19 protein-coding genes, 1 pseudogene and 1 riboswitch are annotated in these 21,934 nt (G+C 38.1%); of the genes and pseudogenes, 1 reads left to right on the top strand and 19 read right to left on the bottom strand.

The features are described 5' to 3' along the window. Positions 1-3: 3 nt before the first annotated feature. From rsmB to EHR_RS05185, 10 genes and pseudogenes are all read right to left on the bottom strand, one after another. A complete protein-coding gene (gene rsmB / locus EHR_RS05230) occupies positions 4-1,362 on the bottom strand; it encodes a 16S rRNA (cytosine(967)-C(5))-methyltransferase RsmB (RefSeq protein WP_010737279.1) in 1,359 nt (452 codons plus the stop codon). Then, positions 1,362-2,303, bottom strand: a complete 942-nt coding sequence (gene fmt / locus EHR_RS05225) for a methionyl-tRNA formyltransferase (protein ID WP_010737278.1) — start codon at positions 2,301-2,303, stop codon at positions 1,362-1,364. Before fmt ends, rsmB begins: the two co-directional genes overlap by 1 nt. Then, positions 2,296-2,787 (bottom strand): peptide deformylase, encoded by a 492-nt coding sequence (gene def, locus EHR_RS05220; RefSeq protein WP_010720599.1) that lies wholly within the window; start codon positions 2,785-2,787, stop codon positions 2,296-2,298. Before def ends, fmt begins: the two co-directional genes overlap by 8 nt. Before the next feature lie 13 nt (positions 2,788-2,800). After that, a pseudogene (gene priA / locus EHR_RS05215) lies at positions 2,801-5,208 on the bottom strand (primosomal protein N'). 245 nt (positions 5,209-5,453) lie between these two features. After that, positions 5,454-5,759 carry a DNA-directed RNA polymerase subunit omega gene (rpoZ, locus tag EHR_RS05210; protein WP_010720601.1) on the bottom strand — a complete coding sequence of 102 codons (306 nt, stop codon included), beginning with the start codon at positions 5,757-5,759 and terminating at the stop codon, positions 5,454-5,456. Positions 5,760-5,763: 4 nt separating this feature from the next. Then, positions 5,764-6,378, bottom strand: coding sequence for a guanylate kinase (gene gmk, locus EHR_RS05205; protein ID WP_010720602.1), 615 nt, complete (start codon positions 6,376-6,378; stop codon positions 5,764-5,766). A 303-nt stretch (positions 6,379-6,681) separates the two neighbouring features. Then, positions 6,682-6,966, bottom strand: coding sequence for a hypothetical protein (locus EHR_RS05200; protein ID WP_010720603.1), 285 nt, complete (start codon positions 6,964-6,966; stop codon positions 6,682-6,684). A gap of 16 nt (positions 6,967-6,982) precedes the next feature. After that, positions 6,983-7,873, bottom strand: coding sequence for a YicC/YloC family endoribonuclease (locus EHR_RS05195; RefSeq protein WP_010737276.1), 891 nt, complete (start codon positions 7,871-7,873; stop codon positions 6,983-6,985). 18 nt (positions 7,874-7,891) lie between these two features. Further along, entirely contained in the window at positions 7,892-8,110 is a 219-nt protein-coding gene (locus EHR_RS05190; RefSeq protein ID WP_010720605.1) for a YdbC family protein, read from the bottom strand. Further along, positions 8,080-9,795 (bottom strand): patatin-like phospholipase family protein, encoded by a 1,716-nt coding sequence (locus tag EHR_RS05185; RefSeq protein ID WP_010737275.1) that lies wholly within the window; start codon positions 9,793-9,795, stop codon positions 8,080-8,082. The genes EHR_RS05190 and EHR_RS05185 overlap by 31 nt, the downstream gene beginning before the upstream one ends. Positions 9,796-10,056: 261 nt before the next feature. Here EHR_RS05185 and EHR_RS05180 point away from each other — a divergent pair, with 261 nt between their 5' ends. Beyond that, entirely contained in the window at positions 10,057-10,833 is a 777-nt protein-coding gene (locus EHR_RS05180; protein ID WP_010720607.1) for a hypothetical protein, read from the top strand. Positions 10,834-10,909: 76 nt separating this feature from the next. Here EHR_RS05180 and thiT read toward each other — a convergent pair whose 3' ends face one another. From thiT to mprF, 9 genes are all read right to left on the bottom strand, one after another. After that, positions 10,910-11,470, bottom strand: coding sequence for an energy-coupled thiamine transporter ThiT (gene thiT, locus EHR_RS05175; protein WP_010720608.1), 561 nt, complete (start codon positions 11,468-11,470; stop codon positions 10,910-10,912). An 84-nt stretch (positions 11,471-11,554) separates the two neighbouring features. Further along, a riboswitch (TPP riboswitch) is annotated at positions 11,555-11,656 on the bottom strand. Positions 11,657-11,667: 11 nt separating this feature from the next. Further along, on the bottom strand, positions 11,668-12,642 hold the full coding sequence (locus EHR_RS05170) for a ribose-phosphate diphosphokinase (RefSeq protein WP_014834413.1): 975 nt from the start codon (positions 12,640-12,642) through the stop codon (positions 11,668-11,670). Positions 12,643-12,735: 93 nt separating this feature from the next. Further along, positions 12,736-14,109, bottom strand: coding sequence for a bifunctional UDP-N-acetylglucosamine diphosphorylase/glucosamine-1-phosphate N-acetyltransferase GlmU (glmU, locus tag EHR_RS05165; RefSeq protein WP_010737273.1), 1,374 nt, complete (start codon positions 14,107-14,109; stop codon positions 12,736-12,738). 376 nt (positions 14,110-14,485) lie between these two features. After that, positions 14,486-15,304, bottom strand: coding sequence for a pur operon repressor (gene purR, locus EHR_RS05160; protein ID WP_010720611.1), 819 nt, complete (start codon positions 15,302-15,304; stop codon positions 14,486-14,488). 165 nt (positions 15,305-15,469) lie between these two features. Further along, the gene (locus tag EHR_RS05155) at positions 15,470-16,294 is read right to left on the bottom strand and encodes a metal ABC transporter permease (protein WP_010720612.1); all 825 of its coding nucleotides are present in this window, start codon (positions 16,292-16,294) and stop codon (positions 15,470-15,472) included. Beyond that, a complete protein-coding gene (locus tag EHR_RS05150) occupies positions 16,267-16,947 on the bottom strand; it encodes a metal ABC transporter ATP-binding protein (protein WP_010737272.1) in 681 nt (226 codons plus the stop codon). The genes EHR_RS05155 and EHR_RS05150 overlap by 28 nt, the downstream gene beginning before the upstream one ends. Positions 16,948-16,964: 17 nt before the next feature. Continuing rightward, positions 16,965-17,915, bottom strand: coding sequence for a metal ABC transporter substrate-binding protein (locus tag EHR_RS05145; protein WP_010720614.1), 951 nt, complete (start codon positions 17,913-17,915; stop codon positions 16,965-16,967). A gap of 326 nt (positions 17,916-18,241) precedes the next feature. Continuing rightward, complete coding sequence (gene ispE, locus EHR_RS05140) at positions 18,242-19,090, bottom strand: 4-(cytidine 5'-diphospho)-2-C-methyl-D-erythritol kinase (protein WP_014834412.1); 849 nt, start codon at positions 19,088-19,090, stop codon at positions 18,242-18,244. 241 nt (positions 19,091-19,331) lie between these two features. Then, complete coding sequence (mprF, locus tag EHR_RS05135; RefSeq protein ID WP_205943387.1) at positions 19,332-21,845, bottom strand: bifunctional lysylphosphatidylglycerol flippase/synthetase MprF; 2,514 nt, start codon at positions 21,843-21,845, stop codon at positions 19,332-19,334. Between the last annotated feature and the right edge of the window lie 89 nt (positions 21,846-21,934).

Below are 21,934 nucleotides of genomic sequence, written 5' to 3'. Positions count from 1 at the left end.
TCATTACTTTTTACGCAAACAACAAATGAAAAACCCATCTGTATAGAACTGATGTGGGTATAAAGTCAACATTTTATCTTCGATTGATGATTGTAGCACAGGATCAACTAAAACATCAATCCTTTCAAAATCAGTATGTCGCTGTAAAAATGTTTCAATGACTTCTTGGTTTTCCTCTTTAAGAATCGTACAAGTACTATAAGTTAATATTCCAGAAGATTTTAACACAGATGCACAACTTTCCAAAATCGCCAATTGGATCACTGGTAAATTAGCTAACTCGCTGGCATTTTTTTTATAACGAATATCTGGTTTTCTTCTCAATAGTCCTAATCCTGAGCAAGGGGCATCAACTAAGATACGATCAAATGTTTCAGCTGAAAATTCCTCTTTCACTTCACGTGCATCCATTTTTTGTGCATAAACAGTTGTAAAAACACCTAAGCGTTCCGCATTTTCTTCGATGAGTTTTACTTTATGTTCATGAACATCCAGTGCTGTAACTTCGCCACCACATGTTGGATCTAAAAACGTGGCAATATGCGTTGTTTTTCCTCCTGGTGCCGCACAAGCATCTAAAACATGATGTTCTGGCTCGATTTGCATAGCGGGTGCGACCAGCATCGAACTTTCATCTTGGATCGTCATGACCCCGTCATGGAATAAGGAACTAGATGCTAAATGTCCTTTTTCAGCAATTACCCCATAAGGACTAAGTTTACTTGCTGTCGCTGAAATTTCTTCTGCTTGGAGTGTCTCGATTGCTTGTTCTCTAGGATATTTTCTGATATCTACTCGACCACTGACGTGACTTGGCTGGTAGAGGGAAAGTCCTAATTTTTCCGTTTCTTCATAACCGATTTGATCAGTCAATCGCTTGGTTAACCAGATCGGTAAACTGATTTTTACGGATAAGCGTTCAATCGGATCACCGATTTGTTCAACATCTGGTTTACCTTGTCGTTGATAATTTCTTAAAACACCATTTACAAATTTCCCAGTACCAGGATTTCCCTTGATCTTAGCAATTTCGACCGCTTCATTTAAAATCGCATGAGCTGGAACTTTATCTAGAAATTCCAACTGATAAACTGACAAATAAAGTAATGTTTTAACCCAATCATCCACTTTTTTTGCTTTTGCTATCAATGGAGCGACATAAAATTCCAGTAAAAGTTGACGACTGATCGTTCCATAGACCAATTCAGTAAACAAGCCAACATCTTTTTGATTTAAATCCCCTTGATTGATCATTTCGTTCAATAATAAATTAGAATAAGCACCGCCCTTGTTTACTCTTTCAAGGGTGATCAGTGCCATATAACGAACAGATTTTTTCATTTTTTTTGGTATTTTTGCCATTATTTCACCTGCTGCCCAATCATTACCTGTTGTCCACTACCATTCAAAAACTCATTGATCGCTTGTTTTCCTTTACCTGCTGGCTGTAATTCTTTGATTGCCAACACCGTTTGTTTACCACAAGCAATCCACAGATTTTTCTTATCTTTTTTGATGATGGTCCCTGGCTCCGCCGTAGTTTTCTCAGCTAACGCTTCTACATTTAAAAGTTTCCAACGGGTTTGTTCGTATGTCGTAAATGCAATCGGCCATGGTCGCATCCCACGGACTTGGTTGTCGATCTCTTCTGCTGTCTTGTTCCAATCAATTGCTTCTTGCTCCCGTGTGATATTCGGCGAAAAAGTTACCTTTGATTCATCTTGTGGACGTGGACTCAAATTTCCATTCAAAATATCAGGTAATGTTTTAAGTAATAGTTGTTTCCCTAATGCACTTAACTTTTCAAACATGGTTCCCACATCGTCTTGTTTAGTGATTGGTAAACTTTCTTGAGCATAAATGCCCCCTGCATCCATCTTTTTGATCATTTCCATGATCGTTACACCGGTTTCTTTTTCCCCGTTGATAATCGAGTAATGAACTGGCGCCCCTCCTCGATATTTTGGCAATAAAGATGCATGTACATTTATAGCTCCGTGAACAGGTGCCTGTAATAATTTTTCTGGTAAAAATTGACCAAATGCAGCTGTGATAATCACATCTGGTTGTAGGGCAATGATTTTTTCCATTTCTTCTGAACCAGAGATTTTTTCAGGTTGTAAAACCAATAAACCGTGTTTCACGGCTGCTTCTTTTACTGGGGTAGGGGTGATGATTTTTTTACGTCCCACAGGGCGATCAGGTTGTGTCACGACTGCGACTACTTCATACCCTTCTTCTAATAAGCCTTCAAGGATCGGTACTGAAAAAGCTGGCGTTCCCATAAATACTAATTTAGTCATCAAGATGTTCCTCCATATACTCTTCTAATTCGGCTTCTGGAATTTGCTCAATCATTTTTTCAACGAATAATATACCGTCTAAATGGTCGATCTCATGCTGAAAGGCACGAGCTAAGTAACCAAAGGCTACTACTTCGATTTCTTCGCCTTCACGATCATAATAGCGAACCGTTACTTCGTCAAACCGTTTGACGGTCCCATAAACATGAGGGATGCTTAAGCAACCTTCTACATCAATGCTTTCTCCCTTTGCATCAATAATTTCTGGATTGATTAATTCAAACTTTTCACCTTCATCTACTTCTACGATTGCAACTCGCTTGTTTTGACCAACTTGTGGAGCGGCAATGCCAATACCGTCGTTAGCAACCATCGTTTCATATAGGTTATCTAGTAAAGTAATTGTTTCATCTGTGATCACATCGATTGGTTGTGCGACACGTTTCAATTTATCATTGGGGTGGATCAATATAGGATAGCGCATGTAAATTCCCTTCTTAAATAAAGTGTAATGGTTCATTATCAATCGCGACAAATAATCCTTGTCGTTGTTCTTTTTGGCCCTGGTCTAAAATATTTTTTAAGATATTCGCTAAATTAGGCTCATGTTTATATTTAATGATCAACTGGTAATAGTACCGATTTTTTACCCGATTCACTGTACTAGGGGTCGGTCCTAATAACAAGCTTTGATTTCCTAACACTTGACGTAACTGATTCGCAACCTCAAAAATCTTCTTAGCAGCAACTTGTTCTTCCTCATGGCTGGTCGTGATTTTGACAGTAAAATAATAAGGTGGGTATCCACTACGATGTCGGACGGCCATTTCTTGTTGATAGAATCGCTCATAATTTTGTTCTTTTGCTAATTCAATTGCATAATGTTGCGGATTAAAGGTTTGGATAATCACTTCGCCTGCTTTTTCGGCTCGGCCTGCCCTTCCCGAAACTTGCGTAAGCAATTGGAACGTATGCTCGCTTGAACGAAAATCAGGCAAGTTAAGGGAAGTATCAGCATTCAAAACGCCGACCAACGTCACATCAGGAAAATCCAACCCTTTGGCAATCATTTGCGTCCCCAGTAAGATATTCGCCTTTTTTTGACCGAATTGTTGCAAGATACGTTCATGCGCACCTTTCTTTCTGGTCGTATCAACATCCATACGTAAAACACCAGCTTCTGGGAAAAGGGTCTTTAATTCTTCTTCGACTTTTTGGGTCCCTGTTCCATAGTAACGAATTTTATTCCCTCCACAGTTAGGACAACGGTGTGGGATTGGTTCTTCATGTCCACAGTAATGGCAACGCATGGAGTGGGTGTCCATATGAAGGGTCAGAGAAATATCACAATTGGGACAAGGTAAAACAAAACCACAATCCCGACACATCACAAAGGAAGAATATCCTCGCCGATTTAGTAACAGCACAATCTGTTCTTTTTTCGCCAAACGGTCTTGGATTTTTGCTTGTAACTGTTTGGAAAATGTGGACGTATTATGTTGTTGCAATTCTTGTCGCATGTCAACAACTTCAATTGTTGGAAGTTGAGCAGACAAGTTGGCTCTTTGACTCAAATGGAGTAATTCATACAGCCCTTTTTGTGCTCGAGCACGTGATTCAAGAGATGGTGTCGCACTTCCTAGTACTACTGGACAATGATGATAATTTCCACGCCAAATCGCTAGATCTCTGGCATGATAACGTGGCGTTTCATCTTGTTTATAGCTTGATTCATGTTCTTCATCAATGATGATCAATCCGATATTTTCTAAAGGGGCAAAAATTGCCGAGCGGGCGCCAACAACAACCTGGGCTTCATTTCTTTCGATTTTACGCCACTCATCGTATTTTTCTCCCTGAGATAGCCCGCTATGTAAGACAGCTACCGCCTCTCCAAAACGCCCTTTAAAACGCTCTACCATTTGTGGTGTCAAAGCAATTTCAGGAACAAGCATAATCGCTGTTTTATTTTGAGCTAATACCTCAGCAATGGCCTGTAGATAAACTTCTGTTTTTCCACTTCCAGTAATTCCTTCTAATAAAAAAGTGTGACTCTTCTCTTGTTGCCCTGCTTCAACGATACGTTCTACTGCATGTTGTTGTTCTTTATTTAGCTGGAATGCTTGTGTTTGTTCAAACGTGCGATTTTTATAAGGATCACGATAACTTTCTACTTCTTCAAAAGTTAACCAGCCTTTGTCTTTTCCTTGATTCAAAGTTGCCGTGCTGATACCTTTTTCTTTGTAATAACTAATTGGTTCAGCCTTTTTTTGCTCAGATAAGCAAAGCAGAAGTTCTTTTTGTTTCTTCGCATTCGCTCTTAACTTTCCCCACTCTTCCTCAAGCTGGACACTATTCAAATTTGAGCGGATCAAACGAATCGTTTTGACTTTGTTCTTAGTGTGTACTTCATATCTGATATCTACTAACTTGTCCTGACGCCAACGGATCAATTGGGATAAAATGCCCTCTTCTTGCGCTTCTTTCCAGGAGATTTCTGTTCGTCCTTTAAAGAATGCCTGGACGTCCGCCGCTTCACTTACAGGATAGATTTGTTTGTCATAGGATGCTTTCATGACAGCAGGAAGCATCGTTTGTAAGCAAGTGATCTTAAACGCATAAGTGATCGTCTTCATATAATCAGCCAATTGAAGTAGTTCTTGATTAACCACAGGTGCTAAATCTAATACTTGGACAATCGCTTTTAAATTTTTTGTTCGATGCTATCTTGTACTCGCAAACCTACAACGAACCCTTGAACATGACGGTTGCCGTTACCAAAAGGAACTTCTACTCGCATCCCGACTTGAATCGCCGTTTCTACTTCAGAAGGAACCAGATAGGTGAAAGGCTGATCGGTTTGCATAGTGGGTACATCGACGATAACATCAGCTGTGATTGGCATGGTTTCCTTCCTCCTTTAGTTACTCTATCAAATAGACAAAATCGTTCTTGCCTATTTTACTAGAGATTGCTTGGTTTGTCTTATTTTCTGATGAATCCTTACAAAAAATTAACGGCGCAGCAGCATTCCGCAGAAAAGTCATTCTTATATGCTAAAACGTGATCCTAAAAAGAAGCCGAAATTCCACAAAAATTTGAGAATACAAATTTCGGAAATTTCGGCTTATCCAAAGAATCTAGCACTTTTTATTGGTTTTGCTCTTCACGGATACGTGACTCTAACTCTTGTTGTTCACGATCTTTTTTGGCTTTACGCTCTTCATCTTCCATTCTCAAGCGTTCCCGTTTTAATTCAGGATGAGGATCATTGATCACATTTCCTGCTTCGATTTCTTCTAATGCCTGTCCAACACTTTTTACTGATTCAAATGAATCCATCGTAGGTTGTGCTTTTGCATCTAGCTCGTGTGCACGTTTGCTTGCTAAGATAACTAGAGAATATTTTGAATTTACGCGATCTAACAATGAGTCGATTGAAGGTTTTAACATCATAAGACTACATCTCCTTTAACATTTTGATATATTTGCCGATCACACGGTCGACACGAAAGTGTTCACTGGCAATGATATTTTTGATTCGTTCTACCGCCAGGGGTACCTGGTCATTGACTACGGCATAATCATATAGTGCCATCATTTCAATTTCTTCTTTGGCAACTTTCATTCGTTCTTCGATTACTTCATCTGCATCTGTCCCACGGCCAACGATTCTTGATTTTAATTCGGCTAAATCGGGAGGAGTTAGGAAGATAAATACGCCATCTGGTACTTTTTCTTTGACTTGTTGAGCACCTTGGACTTCGATTTCTAAAAATACATCTTTTCCTTCGTCCAATGTTTTATTGACATAAGACAAAGGTGTTCCATAATAATTCCCTACATATTCAGCATATTCCAGCATTTCTCCGGCTTCGATCATTGCTTCGAATTCTTCTTTGCTTCTAAAGTAGTAATCGACTCCTTCGACTTCTCCTTCACGCATCTTACGAGTAGTCATTGAAATCGAATATTGGAAATCATTATCCTCACTCTCAAAAATTGCTTTTCGCACTGTGCCTTTTCCTACACCTGATGGTCCAGACAACACGATTAATAATCCACGCTCTGACATGACGACGTCCTTTCAACTAGTCTTTTTATACTAACGTTTATTTTGCACTTTTTTTCGACAACTTTCAAGGGCATCTTTGATTATAGCAAAAAAAAGCGCCTTTGACTGGCAAAACCTTTGCTTTTCACTCGGGCTTTTGATGATAGTGATTAACTATCAAGTTCATCCTTCATTCAAAAGTTCAAAAAAAGGTCCCTCTCACCTTACAGGTTCTAACTGAGCAGCATTCTTTTTCAAAAAAATAGTGAGAAGCGCAACATATGGTTGCAGCTCTTCTCACTAACATGCCGATTACCGTCGTTTTTAAAAACCCATGTTTGACAAGGTATTGACAACACCCATGATCTCATCTTTTCGAGAGAGTGCTTTTTCAGTTGGGTCTTTCACTTCTTCTGCATCGATTCTCACAATAAATTGACGATTCATCGTCACATAAGTCCCATCGTTAACTAACAATTGGATTTCTTTCTCCGTCACTTGCGCACAGGCATCTTGCCAAGCTTCAAATCCTGCTTTTTCAGAAGGAACATTTCTTTTGATGACCGTTTTCCCACTTAATTCATGAAACGTGATATCATAATAGTTCATTTTTTTCGTCTCCTTGCTATTCAATATTTTGGATCTGTTCTCGGATTTTTTCTAAAATCGTTTTTAACTGGATCACTTGGTTTTTGATTTCAATCGCACTTGATTTTGAACCAATCGTATTGATTTCTCGATTCATTTCTTGGATCAAAAAGTCAAGTTCTCTGCCAACTGGCTGTTTTACTTGAAGTAATTCATCCAATTTGCCGATATGGATCACTAAGCGATCCAATTCTTCATGAATATCTCCTCGCTCTAATAAAATAGCGAGTTCAGTCAGCAATCTTTGTTGATCGACCGTTGCTCCCAAGTAATCTTCTAGTTTCTTTTGATATTTTTCCTGATACTCTTGTTCGTATAACTCAACAAATTGTTGTAAGTCATTTAATACTTGTTTCAGTTCATCACTGTTTTTCTGAATGATCGCCTCTAAGGCTGTCCCTTCTTTTTGGCGACTTTTTTCAATTTCAGCTAGTGCTTCATGGACCGTTTCTAAAACCAAGGCTGTCAGTTCATCCATATTGTTTTCATTTTTTTCTTCAATCACGACAAAAGATTCATTCGTTGTCAAAGTTTCTAATAGACGTCCAATCTGTAATTGCTGTTTCTCTCCATAACGTTGGGTTATTCCTTCAGTTAAGTTCGTCATCAGCTCGTCAATCAAATTCCAATCAACAAAAACTTGTTTTTGATTTTGTCCCAAATACGTCAGATTGATAAAAACTTCGACTCGACCTCGACTTAAATGTTGTTTCATCAATTGGCGAATATCATTTTCGAGATAATTTAACAATTTAGGACTACGTATTTGCATATCTAAAAAGCGTTGATTGACACTTTTGATCTCAACTTCTAATTGATACTCTGCGGTTTCACGGGTGGCTTTACCAAAACCAGTCATACTTTTCATTCAACAGGGTCCTTTCTGTTACATATTTTCGATAGCTTTTTGTAATGCCTCAAATTCTTCATTGGTTAGAGTAAGCCCTTTACCCATTTTCTCATGTTCGGGCGCCCAGTCACGAAGATCGAATTTAGGTGGGCGGCCATTCCAGCTGACTAGGTTCAGCTCTTTTCGCCATCCTTTATTATTTTCGGATAAAACAGCGATCTCTTCTATGATTTCGTAGGAAAATTCTTGTGCCATGGTTGTTCCTCCTTTAGATAAAGTAAATATAAATTCAATAGGGTGTCAAATAACTGCGTATGAAGCTTAGATTGAAGTTGCTCGTTCTTTTTTTGTTTAACTAAATGAGCAATTTCATTGATTTGTTCCTGTTCAGTCTTTTGCTTTTTTTGGTATTTTTGGACTCTGCGCCACTCATTACTATTTAATTGTCCGACCTCTCGAATCATTTGATTGAAAAATGAACTTGATTCTTTTTGAATGATCTGTTCGATCAATTCATCTACATCATAAACTTTATTCGGTAAAACGAGCTTTTTTTTGGCTAATAGTTCAAGCATCGCCACCCCGCATGTTTCAATTACTACCCTGTCTTTATATATATTACGCAAAGTTTGCCAAAATTTTGGTTGTTGAACAAAAGTTGTTTCTAGCTGAAGATCATTCACTAGATAGCTTAAAAATTTACGCCAATATTGTTCTGCAAGTTTCGTTGAATAGAACGTATACCAATTCCCCTCAAAATCACCTAACTTTTTTTTCATTTCCAGATAGCCTAATTGGAGATTGAATTGGTTTCTCTGCCGATCAAAAATCAAGAAGGTTCCCAATGACCAATTAGAGCGGCAGAGCCATGGAACAGTCTCTTCTGGTATCGTAATCTTCTTAGTCACTCCGGGACCATCCACATCTACTATTAAGCACTCCGTTGCCCCTTCTTTAATTGCTACATCCACAGGCAAATTATTTCGATAACCACCATCAATATATTTTTGTCCAGCAATGTTTCGATAACTCATAGCGGGATAAAACGAGGCCGAAGCTAGGATCCAATCAGCAATTTCATTGCTTGCCAATTGCTGGATCGGTGTCACCACTTCTTTAAAATCAGGAAGTCGAGTCGAAACGGTAAATAAACGAGGACTTTTCATTTTTAAAATCTTCTCAGCATCTAATTTACTTTTGAGTAACTTTTCCAAAGGGGTGATTGAGGCTCCCCCCTTGATAATTGCTGCTCTCGTCATTTGCCGTGTTTCTTGGATAAACCTTTTCCGTAGATCTTCTGATAATGCAGTTTCTGGTAGCTGTAATACTTGATTCGTTGCGAGGGATTGCCATAAAGAAAGAGCTTGCGATAAATCATCTTGCAAGATCAATACACCGTTTAACGCACCAACTGAAGTTCCCGTAATTACTTCAAAATGAATCTGATGTTCTTTTAACGTTTGCCAAACACCGATTTGATAGGCACCATGAGCGCCACCGCCACCTAATACTAAACCAATATGATAGGTCAGTTTTTTTTGCCAGATTGTCTGAGCCAACTGATTGTCTTGCGTATAACCATGATGAGATAGGAGTGTCTGCCAATATGTCGACAGTGGTTCAATCCATTGAAAAGAACAATATTTTTTGAAATAAAAACGGGAACACCACTCTATCTCTTTAAAAAAAAGCGTCCAACCAGGCATGTCACCAACCACTAGCACATTTTTAATCAGCCATTGTTCACTGGTTCGTTCGGCAATAAAATAAAGGGTATGTTTGTTACCGATCATCCGCCAAGCTTGCCTTTTCTTTGTTGCCAACCAAAAGGCATCACGGCTTTCCTGATGGGTAGCATAAAAGGGTAGCAATTGTTTGGCTCGTTGAAGTGTAGAGTAGAGGACTGTTTTTTCTGAACCGTACACTTGTTGAATCAGCATAATCTTCTCCTTTTTTATTATAACAAGACAAATATATTCTTTTAAAGTATACTATTTTTTTGAGAAATACTAAAATGAATACATTGTTCTTGTAAAAGCTATAACAAAATCCATTCCATCCATTTATACAAAAACAATGAAAATGTCCATGTTTATCACAAAAAAAGTGATTTTGTAATGGAATTTTAAAATAAAAGAAACAAGCTTTTTTTTAATAAATGTTGTAAAATGAAAGTGATAATGAGTGAGAGGAGGAGCATGATGTCTGAGTCAGTTTATGTACATATTGATACTACTAGCAATGCGGTTGTGACTAAGGGGCTGACTATTAGTGATTTTTCAAACAACATCGTGCATTTCCCACAAAATTTATTGTTATTAGATCCTTCAGAAAATGCTGGTGAATACGAATCCCATACTGGGTTGAAAGTGATTCGTGGAACAGAAAATATCCAACGCTTTTTCTCTTCTGCACGTAATCGTAATCATTCGAGTGATTTAAAATGGATCGATTTTAACGACTTAACGATGCTGAAAGAATTAACGCCATTAGAAATTTCAGAATTGTTATATTTTGGACACATGAAGACCCATCTTCACTCACCATTTTTTTATAAATTACAAAATAATTTCGTCTACTTCGATCTTAACGATCAATTAGAACGAATCTATTATCGCTATTTAGATGAATTTTATCGGATCTTTGCCAATAAACTAAGTATCATCTTGTCAAAAAAAATCAATGAGAAAAAATCGTTTTTCAAACGAGATATTCCGGTCGAAAAAATTAGTGTGGAATTACTGAAGAATATGCGTAATTTGATGCAAGAAGGAATCATTTTTTCTTTTGAACAAGGTGGATTGATCGATAACGATTATCATATCCCGATCTATGTCATTGAAGATTATATTTGGAAGCTAAAAGGAACAAGATACCTTGATGAAGAAGCAATTGGCACTTTAGTTTATCATGCAGAAGAAAAACGCTGGGAGCTTGTAGGAGAAGCTGCGGAACTCAACTATACTCCTTTAAGCTGATGCTTGGATGTTCCATTATTTTATACTTATAAAAAAAGAGCCTAGACACTTTTATAGTGACTGAGGCTCTTTTCGTTTATTTTTTCCCGATGAACAAAGCTGGAACTGTCCGCCCGATCCCAAGCAAAACAACCATTGTAACAATTCCTGTAGCCAAGGCACTTGCACCATTCATGACTAAAGAAAAGAGCCATGGATTCATTCCCCACAAAGCATAACTTCCCCAAAAAACGACGCCTGCGACAAAATGCCAGAAATATCTAGCACCAACACCAACTAAAGTTCCTAATATAATAGTGGTTGTCATCCCTTTTTTATTGCCCATCGTTAGACTGTTTTGCAGCCTTTTAGCGAACACTCCTGCAAATCCTGCAAAGGTAAAAGCAATCGGATACTCGATCAATACTTGAATGACACTGAGATAATACACTTGTCCTGTTGGAAAATGTAAAATCCCCCAAATAAATCCTGATAAAATCCCTGCCTTCCAGCCTCTTCTTAACGCAAACAATGTCAGTGGAATCTGTCCTAATGAAATCTCAAAGCTACTACCTATTTGAAGAGGGATAAAGGATAACACCATCGCTAGTGCAGCTACAAGTGTCCCCTCAATCCATACTTTATATTTTTTCTCCATAAAAAAACTTCCTCCGTTCATTTGAAATCACAAAGGAGGAAGTAAATACAACATACTTCTACAACCAACGTTACATGACTAACGTCAATTGATCGTCACAATTCCTACGCTCGCATAACCGATACAGGTACGAAGGGTTTAGAAAAACTTCAATCTCAGCCTCATAAGGCTCCCCTTTGTGATACTATTCAATTTTTTTAACTCTTATTTTTTGTTTCGAACAATGGACTAACAGGTTTATTTTCGTGGATACGTTTAATTGCATCACCCATCAAACCACCGACACTTACTTCATCGATTTTTTCGATCTTACGGTCATCTGGCAGATAGATCGAATCTGTTACAACTAAGCGTTCAATCGCAGAATCTTCAATACGCTGTAAAGCTGGTCCAGATAATACTGGATGTGTACATGATGCGTAGACACTTACTGCGCCTGCTTCTTTTAGTGCATTAGCCGCTAAGGTAATCGTCCCTGCTGTATCGATCATATCATCAATCAATACACAAGTTTTTCCTTCTACTTGCCCAATAATATTCATTACTTCTGCTACGTTTGCTTTTGGACGGCGTTTATCAATGATCGCAATTGGTGCTTTTAAAAATTCAGCCAATTTACGCGCACGAGTTACACCACCATGGTCAGGTGATACAACTACTACATCGTCCCCTTTAATCCCTTTTTCTAAGAAATAATTTGCAATCAATGGTGCACCCATCAAGTGATCAACAGGAATATCAAAGAATCCTTGGATTTGGACAGCATGCAAATCAAGCGTCAACATTCTAGTTGCTCCAGCTTTTTGAATCATGTTCGCCACAAGTTTTGCAGTGATTGGTTCTCTGGCACGAGCTTTACGATCTTGACGTGCATATCCATAGTAAGGCATTACTACGTTAATCGTTTTTGCACTGGCACGTTTCAAGGCATCAATCATGATCAGCAATTCCATTAAATTATCATTTACAGGACTACTCGTTGACTGAATAACATAAACATGTGATCCGCGAATACTTTCTTCAATATTCACTTGGATTTCTCCATCACTAAATTGAGTAACCGATGATTTACCCAATTCGACACCGACAGCTGCAGCAATTTTTTCTGCTAACGGGCGATTTGAATTTAACGCAAAAATTTTTAATCTTGGGTCAAAGTAATGTTTTGACATGGGGACCTCCACTTTCTTTTTCACAACTCTAGAATTCTACCTATTAAATACTAGTCATATTTTCTGAATAAATCAAGGGGTTTTACAAAAGTCTTAGTTTAAATAAGGGAGTTTTTTAGCATACTCTTCTTTATTGACCTGTCTTGCACGGGCAATTGCCATAGCATATTCAGGGATATCTTCTGTGATTGTTGACCCTGCAGCTACTGATGTATTTTTAGCAATTTCCACTGGGGCAATGATATTTGCATTAGAACCGATAAAACTATGATCCCCAATTGTTGTGCGGTGCTTGTTTTTCCCATCGTAATTCACAAAGACCACGCCACAACCAACATTGATTTCTTCGCCTAATGTGGCATCACCGACATAAGTCAAATGACCAACTTTGGTATTTTTACCAATTTCAGCATTTTTGACTTCCACAAAATTACCAATATGGACACCTTCACCAATTTCTGCTTTTGGTCGTAAATGAGCAAATGGTCCCACGTCCGCATGACTTTTCACAAGACTTTTTTCGATCACAGAATGTTCAACTACCACATGATCTTCAATCACACTATCTACGATTCGAGAATGGGCACCGATCACGCAATCTGATCCAATGACGGTTTTACCTTGAAGTTGGACGCCTGCTTCGATCACTGTATCAGAACCAATCTCTACCCCGGCATCAATATAAGTCGTTGCTGGATCAACAAAACTTACACCATTGACCATATGCATTTTGTTGATTCTTTGGCGCATCAATTCATTAGCTTTAGCTAATGCAATACGATCATTGACTCCCATTGATTCATCAAAGTCTTCTGTCTGATAAGCTGCTACTGTTTTTCCAGCATCTTTGAGGATTTCAATGATATCGGTTAAGTAGTACTCCCCTTGTGCATTGTCTGTTCCTACTTTGTTCAATGCTTCAAACAGAGCTTGATTGTCAAAACAATAAGTTCCTGTATTGATTTCTTGGACCAATGCTTCTTCTGGTGTAGTATCTTTTTGCTCAACGATTTTTTCAACGATCCCAATATGGTCACGAATGATACGACCATATCCAGTTGGATCTTCGGCTTGTGCGGTTAGAATCGTGGCACTCGCATTTTTTCCTTGGTGATACTCAAATAAATTGTTCAATGTTTCAGTGGTTAAAAGCGGTGTGTCGCCACTGATCACCAGTGTCGTGCCTTCTTTCCCTTGTAAAAAAGATGCGGCTTGTAATACTGCATGACCTGTACCAAGTTGTTCTGCTTGCAGAGCGTATTCACTACGTTCACCCAACTGTGCCTTTACTTGCTCAGCGCCATGCCCGACGATCGTGATGATTTGATCTGGGTTGGTTTCACTTACTCGATTGATAATATGTTCCACCATCGGCTGTCCTGAAACTGGATGTAAAACTTTATATAATTTTGACTTCATGCGAGTTCCTTTTCCCGCTGCCAAAATGATTGCATAACGTGCGTCCAACTGCGTCACTCCTAATTGTATTTGATGGTTTTAAGTTTAGCCCACTCTACTCAATTTTTCAACCAAGCAGACTATATTTGTAACTAGACCATTTTTATCTTGGGGGTTAAAAAATCAATTAGTCAATCAACAATAGTGAGAGAAAAATAGGGTTATATGAAAAAGGAGAACGAATTTCTCTCATCTGACAGATAACAGCTGAATATCTGATTTGTTGTTGCTGGTTGCTGTAGTGTTTCTATCGAAAATAAGCCAAAGAATTCCCAAAATAGGTGAAACTATTTTCGGATTCTCCGGCTTATTTCTCAGAGCTGGACACTTCTGTCACAATCTCTTCCAGCTATTATTGATCGGCAAATAAATAAATTTTCAATCTCTAATCTTTGAAATAATTTCCTGGTACAACTGTAATGTTTTTGGTCTTCGTGTCGACATCTTTCACGTATAGTAATGAAGTATAATCGTCAATTGCACGATGACCATTAAATTTGGATTCTGCAAAAACGGTGATTCCTACAAGTTCAGATTCAAACTCTTCGATCAAGCTCTTCATTCCATTGACTGTGCCGCCGCCTTTCATAAAATCATCAACGACTAGGACACGAGAACCACGTTTAAGACTTCTTTTTGACAATTCCATCTTTTCGATTCGTTCAGAAGAACCAGAAACATAATTCACACTAACTGTCGATCCTTCTGTGATCTTTGAATCACGGCGTACGATAACAAACGGTGCATTTAAATAATAGGACACAGCTTGCGCGATCGGCACGCCTTTCGTAGCAACTGTCATCACTGCATCGATTTTTTCACCTAAATACTTAGAAGCAATGATTTTTCCAACTTGGCGCAATAATTCGGGCTCACCTAGTAAATCGGATAGATAAACATAACCTCCAGGCAACAAACGATCTTGTTCAGACAATCGTTCAGCTAACGACTCAATGTATTTTTTGGCTTCTTCGTAAGAAATCTCTGGTATAAATAAAACCCCACCAGCGGCACCTGGAATTGTTTCTAGGGTACCATACCCTCGTTCCTTAAATGTTTTTTTGATAATTGCCAAGTCTTCACTGATCGAAGATTTAGCAGATTCATAACGTTCGGCAAAACTTGTCAATGAAATTAATTCGTGAGGATGATCTAATAAATACTGAGTCATATCAACAAGACGTTCACTGCGACGTACTTTCACATATTTCAGCTCCTTTTAAGAAATTATATCGTTTTACATTATATAAGTTTTCATTTAAAAATTCGAAAATTTTGTAAGAAAATAAGTTAAATAGTTCGGTATTTATCTAAATATAAGAAAAAGCAATGAAAATTTTTCGTTTTCATCGCTTTTCTTTTTGATTTTTTATTTATTTTTTCGCTTAATGGAAACAAGCACCCGCTTGAACAAATTGACCACAAGAAACAACACGATAAAGACTAGTGTGATCGTCGCACCCGGTGGCGTATCTAGATAAAAGGAACTTGTTAGTCCCGATAACATGCCGATAAAGCCAACACCGATACTAATGGCAATCACCACATTGAAACTTTTGCCTAAGCGCATACCGATCGCTGCAGGCAGGACCATAATTGCTGAAATCAATAATGCCCCGGCAATTGGGATCATGACAGCAATCGCAACACCCGTAATCACGTTGAACAGCATTGACATACGGTGAACAGGCAGACCATCAACATGGGCGGTATCTTCATCAAAAGTCAGCACGTACATTGGTCGCTTGAACAAAAAGAATAAGAAACCAATAATAACAAATAATACACCCAAAAAGATAACTTGATCCCAAGTAATCGTCACAATCGAGCCAAAGAGGTACGATTGGATACTTGTGGCTGAGTTTCCACCACTAAGATTCATCAAAACTAATGCCAGCGCCAGTCCGCCAGCCATTAAGATCGCAATTGAAATTTCTGAGTAAGTACGATAAATCGTACGTAAATATTCTAAAATCACCGCAGCTAATATTACTACGAACATCGTAGTCAACGTTGGATTGATATTCAAAAAGAAACCCAATGCCACCCCTGCCAGCGAAACGTGTGACAGTGTATCTGCCATCAATGATTGTCTTCGGATCACTAAAAAGACACCTAACATTGGAGCAATCCCCGCAATAAAAATGGCTGCTAAAAAAGCTCGTCTCATGAATTCATATGAAAGCAACGCCATGGAGAATCCTCCTTTCTTACCAAACGAATTTGTCGATCCGCATATTGCTTGATATCCTCATGATCATGAGTAATCATCAAAATTGCCTTGCCATGTTCATGGGCACTATGACGCAATAGTCGATAAAATTCATTACGAGATTCTTCATCCATTCCCGTTGTCGGTTCATCCAATATAAATAAATCTGGGTCAGTCGCAAAAATACGGGCTAAGCTAATCCGTTGTTTCTGTCCACCGGATAATTCTCCGATCCGTCGATGACGCATCTCCCACATTCCAACAGATTCTAAAGCTCGTTTAACATGCTGATGATCTTTTTCAGAAAGCCGTTTGAACCAACGTCCTCTCGGATAGCGACCGGAACGAACCAATTCTAAGACTGTACTTGGAAAGCCAGCATTAAAAGATGCCACTTGTTGGGGAATGTAACCAATACTTAATTTTTGTCCTTCTTGATTTTTTGGGGCGATTTTCACTGTTCCCTTAGAAGGTTTTAACAAGCCTAAGGAAGCTTTGATCAATGTTGATTTTGCTGCACCGTTTTCTCCTGTTAGAATAACGAACTCTCCTGCATCAACGTGATAAGACACATCTTCTAATACAGGTTCTTCATCATAATAAAAAGTCAAATCGGATATTTCGATATAATGCACGCGAAATGCCTCCGTTCTTAATTAATACTTTCTTTTAACGCTTTTAAGTTCTCTTCCATTACCGAAATATAATTTTCACCCGCTTTGATTTGTTCACTTGTCAAACTCTCTAATGGATTCAATACTTCTAATTTAACACCCGTTTCTTTCGACAATGTTTCTGCCACTTTGGATGACGCATTTTCTTCAAAATAAATCACTTTAATCTTATTTTTGTTCACAAAATCTTTTAGTTCAGCTAAGCGGCTTGGTGTGGGTTCTTGATCAGGCGTTACCCCTGCAATCGCTTGTTGGTGTAAATCATACTGATTCGCTAAATACGCAAATGCGGCATGTTGCGTCACAAACGTGCGGTTTTTGGCATCTTTGAGTGCATCCGTATATTTTTGGTTCAGGTTTTCTAATTTTTTGATATAAGCATCCGCATTTTTATCAAAAGTTGCCTTTTTATCAGGATACTTTTTCCCAAGCTCTGAAGCAATTGTTTTGACCTCTTTGATTGCTAACACAGGATCTAACCAAATATGTGGATCATACTCATGCGAATGACTTTCAGAAGAAGCTTCTTCATGTTCATGATCATGGTCATGGTCTTCTTCTGCTGATTTCAGACGATCAATTCCTTTAGCTGCTTCAATCATCAATGTTTTATTCGTATCGACAGAATCTTTCAATGAATCAACAAAAAATTCCATATCTGGACTATTATAAACAAACACATCCGCATCAGCGATTTCTGCTTGTTGTTTTGCACTAGGTTCAAAATCATGCGGTTCAGTCCCAGATGGGATCAACAACTTGACGTTTCCTTCATTTCCAACTACTTCTTTCGTAAATTCATACATCGGATAAAAGGTCGTAACAATCGTTAACTCATTTTTCTTTGAATCCTTTTGGTTCGTACCACCACAAGCCGCTAATAAAAACATCCCTACAGCTAGTGTTAAACCAATCATATATTTTTTCATAAGACTCTCCTTTCGAACAAATCGTAAAATTACGATTTATCAACGGAACTTAATGTATCAGAATAAAAAAATAGAGTCAATAGAAATCCTTCAATTTCTGATTTATACGAATAAATTCAATGTAAACCGTAAAATGAATGATAGTTTATTCATGTTACTGAGAGCCCAACAAGTTATCTAGACCATTTTTTCCAATTTCTAAATAGAATAAATAACGTTTAGAGTAACTAAGCTGCAACCAACTCAAAAAAAATCTCAAAACAGCTTCTTCTGTTTTGTAGATTTTTTATTCTTCATCTCTTAGCAACAACTAGTTCTGGCCTATTTTACAACGTGCGTACTAAATATACTTCATCACAGAAACCTTTCAGCCCGTTATAGACTCTTTGTGCTCTTGAATAATGTTGACATAAGGCAAAGACTGTCGGTCCGCTTCCGCTCATCAAAGCGGCATCTGCCCCATACTTTAACATGCGTTCTTTGATTTGATGGATAATTGGATGACGTTTGCCGGTAACATCTTCTAAACTATTTCCCATGTATTGAATCATCGTATGGTAATCTTGTTGCTGGATTGCCTCCACTAGTCTAGGAATGTTCTGATGCTGGATTTTTTGCGCATCTACTTCTTTGAAGACGGTCCTAGTCGAAACACTCATTTTAGGTTTCACCAAGATTACCCAACACTGAGGCATTGAAGGGAGAACTTGGACCACTTCTCCTTTGCCGCCAACAAACGCAGTATTACCATAAACACAATAAGGCACATCCGTACCAACTTCCAAACCAATCTCAGCTAATTCTTCCAGAGAACAACCGAGATTCCATAGTTGATTGATCCCTCTCAGTGCAGCTGCACAATCTGTGCTGCCCCCACCCAGTCCAGCTGCAACTGGAATATTTTTTTTCACAAATATTTTTACGCCTTTTTTGATATGATACTTATTCTTAAGCAATGTTGCTGCTTGATAAACGTTATTTCGTTGATCTACTGGCAAAAATGCCTTATTCGTTTCTACGATGATTCGATCCTCAGGTATCTCTTCAAAGAATAAGTGATCTGCTAAATCTACACTCGACATTACCATTTCCAGCTCGTGATACTCATCGGGACGCTTGTACAAGACATCTAATCCCAAATTGATCTTAGCTGGTGCTTTTTCTATCAGTTCCATCCTCTCACCCATTCAAAAAGTCTAAGTCGCAAGTATTCTATCACAGAGAAAAATAAAAGTATAGCTCATACGAGTGACGTGTTTACGATCTTAGCGGTTTTCTCAGACCTTTTCTGTCTACAGATAAAACAAACCATCCTTCGACCACATTCATTGTCTCTAGCTACCGTCAATCGCTTTTTTACGTTTTAAACTATGGGTAGCTAAAATACGTCACCAGTTATTCCTCTATTTACGCAATTTACAATTCCGTTAATACTTCTTCTGCAAAACTGATACTTTTTTCTTTTCCCTTCCCAATTAGTATAAACAACTGTAATGTGGCAAATGTAAAACTGCTTCCCTTCATGTAAGCAAAATAGCGACCTTCCCAACGAGTGACATAGCGCAGTTTTTCTTCATAGGTCGATTGAAAGGAGTAAAAAAAACTACCATAATTATAAACAATATGCATGATGCGCTCTTGAAAGAATGCAAAGTCTGTTTCCCCTACATTTGCTAACGGAGCTAAACCAAGATTTGTCTCAAGATAGCCCTTTTCTTGGTAGACAACAAATAGATTGACTAATAAATAATCGGATAGTTCAGCAGGTTCATCTGGCAATACACGTAATAGATCATAGCCTGCTTGGCTTTCAGATATTGGTTGCTCTGTAATAAATCCGACCACTTTTTGTTCTTTGCGTACCACTCCAACACCGCTGGCTAACAGATAAGATTTGTCAAAACGCCCAACAGAAAAATGCTTTTCTCTCGCACCATGTAACCACTGATCCGAAACCTCGCTCACCGCAGCTAATAATTCCTCAGGTAATTGTTCGTACCAAGTGAAATGATAGCCTTCATTAGTTAGACGCTGGTACTCTAGCTGTTGATTGACCCAAGGCATTTCTTCTGTAGTCAAATCTGCCATTCCTACTTCGCCGACTTTTGTAAAATGAAAACCTAATTCATGCAACATTACCACATATTTTTCTGAGATCTTGTAAAAAGCAATTTGATACCCTAAGCAATCAGCTTTTTGCATAAATTCTGTAATAGCAGGACGAATCATTTTAGGATTGCCAATCGGGTCTCCCAAAACAAAGCATTTATTTCCTTTGATCTGGTAACCAAAGACGACTTGATCCTCTCCATTTTGTTGATAGTAATAATATTTATATCCTGGTAAACGAAGATAATGACTAGCAGATGTCCCCTGATAGACGGTCAACATCTGTTTGAATCTTTCGATTTGTAAATCTGACCCTAACTCATTCGTTTCAGAAGCAAGGTACTGATACAATGCTACTAATGCCAACAGCGAGATCCCTAGACCAATCAAGCCTGAAAACCAAACTTCATCGGATGGGAACAGGAGAAAGCGATCAGCTGTCAATCGATTTACCCAAAAACGTCCACTATGATACCCTGCAATTGCATAGACGATAAATAGAAACCCAAACAAACATAGATCAAAAAGAATGGCACCCCATGAATAAACAAATTTTTTACGGTAAAATTCTTTCCGAGCTAGCCAGACAGCCAGAAGAATCAAGATATACACTAAAATCAATTGCCAAGATAATGTTCGAGTAACTGTGTTAATGATTCCAAAAGCTAATAAAGCAATAGTTGGTAAAAAAGCCTTCTTCACTTTCATTGCTAACGCTCTTCCCAACCCAAGCAATAAGAATCCAATCAATAGATTCAACGTTTGGTCTAAAAAATTAAACGAGAAAGGTAATAAAATCTGAAACAATCGACTGATCGCAGAAAGATTCGTAATCGTAGATAGTAACACCATCATGATCCCTGCAAAATAAACGGCTGTGACCAAAATAAAATGCGCGATTTTTTGAAAGAGCAGTCGTGGTATATTGTCTAAAAAACGATTCACTTTTACTCCAGTATGTGACAGAAATAAAAATAAGCCAACCGCAAAAGGAACCACATAATAAAACAAACGGTAATAAAGTAACCAAACCACTGCAATATCTTGTCGAACAGCTAACTGACTCATACCTAAGATCATCAACACATCAAATGTCCCGACACCCCCAGGAACCATTGTCAACATACCGATTAACGTAGCGATAATAAACATTGGATAAATCGAAAATAAGGAAATATCTACATCCATCAAATAACCAATCGCTAAAAAAACGACCAATGCTCCAGTCCATTGCCCCACAGAAGCTAACAGTAACCCGACTAGACCCTTAGGATAGAATTCCGCAAATAATGTTCTTCTTTTTAAATAAGCAAAGAAAAAAATAGCCGGTGCTATCACACTACCGCCAAGTAACCAAATCCAATAACTTCTAAAAATACTAGTAGTTTGTAGAAAAAAAACATCAATGAACGTTAGAAATGACCATAATGATAAACCAGTCAACATAAATAATGCAACTTTAGAAACGGTAGCAAGTACCATTTTCCGATTTGTTTCTTTTCCATAAAAATTTGCTCTAAGACTAGCTCCAACAATTCCTCCAAAGCCCGCTAAGTTATTAATTGTATTCGTAATAAAAGCAGCTAAGAAAAAATCGTGACGCTTCATTTTAGGTTTCCCTTGTTTTTCCAACACGCGAATCGTCACCCAGTCATACAACAACATTGGCAAAACACCGATCAACCCCACTAAAACCATTAAACACAGCGTAACATAACTTTGTTGTCGCATAGTTTGCCAAATATCTTGCCAACTCATTCCATTTGCAATATTTACGACTTGATTGGCAACGAAAACTATAATAGATCCAAAAAAAATCATTTTTAAAATCAAGCTATGATTTTTCAACCACTGAAATGCCGTATGACTTTTATTTTTCACACTTTACCATCCTTACTTGAAAACTTTCA

Origin of the sequence: Enterococcus hirae ATCC 9790, from assembly GCF_000271405.2 — a bacterium.
GTDB classification, from domain to species: domain Bacteria; phylum Bacillota; class Bacilli; order Lactobacillales; family Enterococcaceae; genus Enterococcus_B; species Enterococcus_B hirae.
Note: the sequence above shows the minus strand (reverse complement) of the source record. Positions and strands in the feature narration are given on the sequence as shown.

Excerpts from the sequence above, each read along its gene's own strand:
- rsmB (WP_010737279.1), bottom strand. The coding sequence starts at position 1,362 with ATGGCAAAAATACCAAAAAAAATGAAAAAATCTGTTCGTTATATGGCA.
- fmt (WP_010737278.1), bottom strand. The coding sequence starts at position 2,303 with ATGACTAAATTAGTATTTATGGGAACGCCAGCTTTTTCAGTACCGATC.
- def (WP_010720599.1), bottom strand. The coding sequence starts at position 2,787 with ATGCGCTATCCTATATTGATCCACCCCAATGATAAATTGAAACGTGTC.
- rpoZ (WP_010720601.1), bottom strand. The coding sequence starts at position 5,759 with ATGATGTTAAAACCTTCAATCGACTCATTGTTAGATCGCGTAAATTCA.
- gmk (WP_010720602.1), bottom strand. The coding sequence starts at position 6,378 with ATGTCAGAGCGTGGATTATTAATCGTGTTGTCTGGACCATCAGGTGTA.
- EHR_RS05200 (WP_010720603.1), bottom strand. The coding sequence starts at position 6,966 with ATGAACTATTATGATATCACGTTTCATGAATTAAGTGGGAAAACGGTC.
- EHR_RS05195 (WP_010737276.1), bottom strand. The coding sequence starts at position 7,873 with ATGAAAAGTATGACTGGTTTTGGTAAAGCCACCCGTGAAACCGCAGAG.
- EHR_RS05190 (WP_010720605.1), bottom strand. The coding sequence starts at position 8,110 with ATGGCACAAGAATTTTCCTACGAAATCATAGAAGAGATCGCTGTTTTA.
- EHR_RS05185 (WP_010737275.1), bottom strand. The coding sequence starts at position 9,795 with ATGCTGATTCAACAAGTGTACGGTTCAGAAAAAACAGTCCTCTACTCT.
- EHR_RS05180 (WP_010720607.1), top strand. The coding sequence starts at position 10,057 with ATGTCTGAGTCAGTTTATGTACATATTGATACTACTAGCAATGCGGTT.
- thiT (WP_010720608.1), bottom strand. The coding sequence starts at position 11,470 with ATGGAGAAAAAATATAAAGTATGGATTGAGGGGACACTTGTAGCTGCA.
- EHR_RS05170 (WP_014834413.1), bottom strand. The coding sequence starts at position 12,642 with ATGTCAAAACATTACTTTGACCCAAGATTAAAAATTTTTGCGTTAAAT.
- EHR_RS05155 (WP_010720612.1), bottom strand. The coding sequence starts at position 16,294 with ATGGCGTTGCTTTCATATGAATTCATGAGACGAGCTTTTTTAGCAGCC.
- EHR_RS05145 (WP_010720614.1), bottom strand. The coding sequence starts at position 17,915 with ATGAAAAAATATATGATTGGTTTAACACTAGCTGTAGGGATGTTTTTA.
- ispE (WP_014834412.1), bottom strand. The coding sequence starts at position 19,090 with ATGGAACTGATAGAAAAAGCACCAGCTAAGATCAATTTGGGATTAGAT.
- mprF (WP_205943387.1), bottom strand. The coding sequence starts at position 21,845 with ATGATTTTTTTTGGATCTATTATAGTTTTCGTTGCCAATCAAGTCGTA.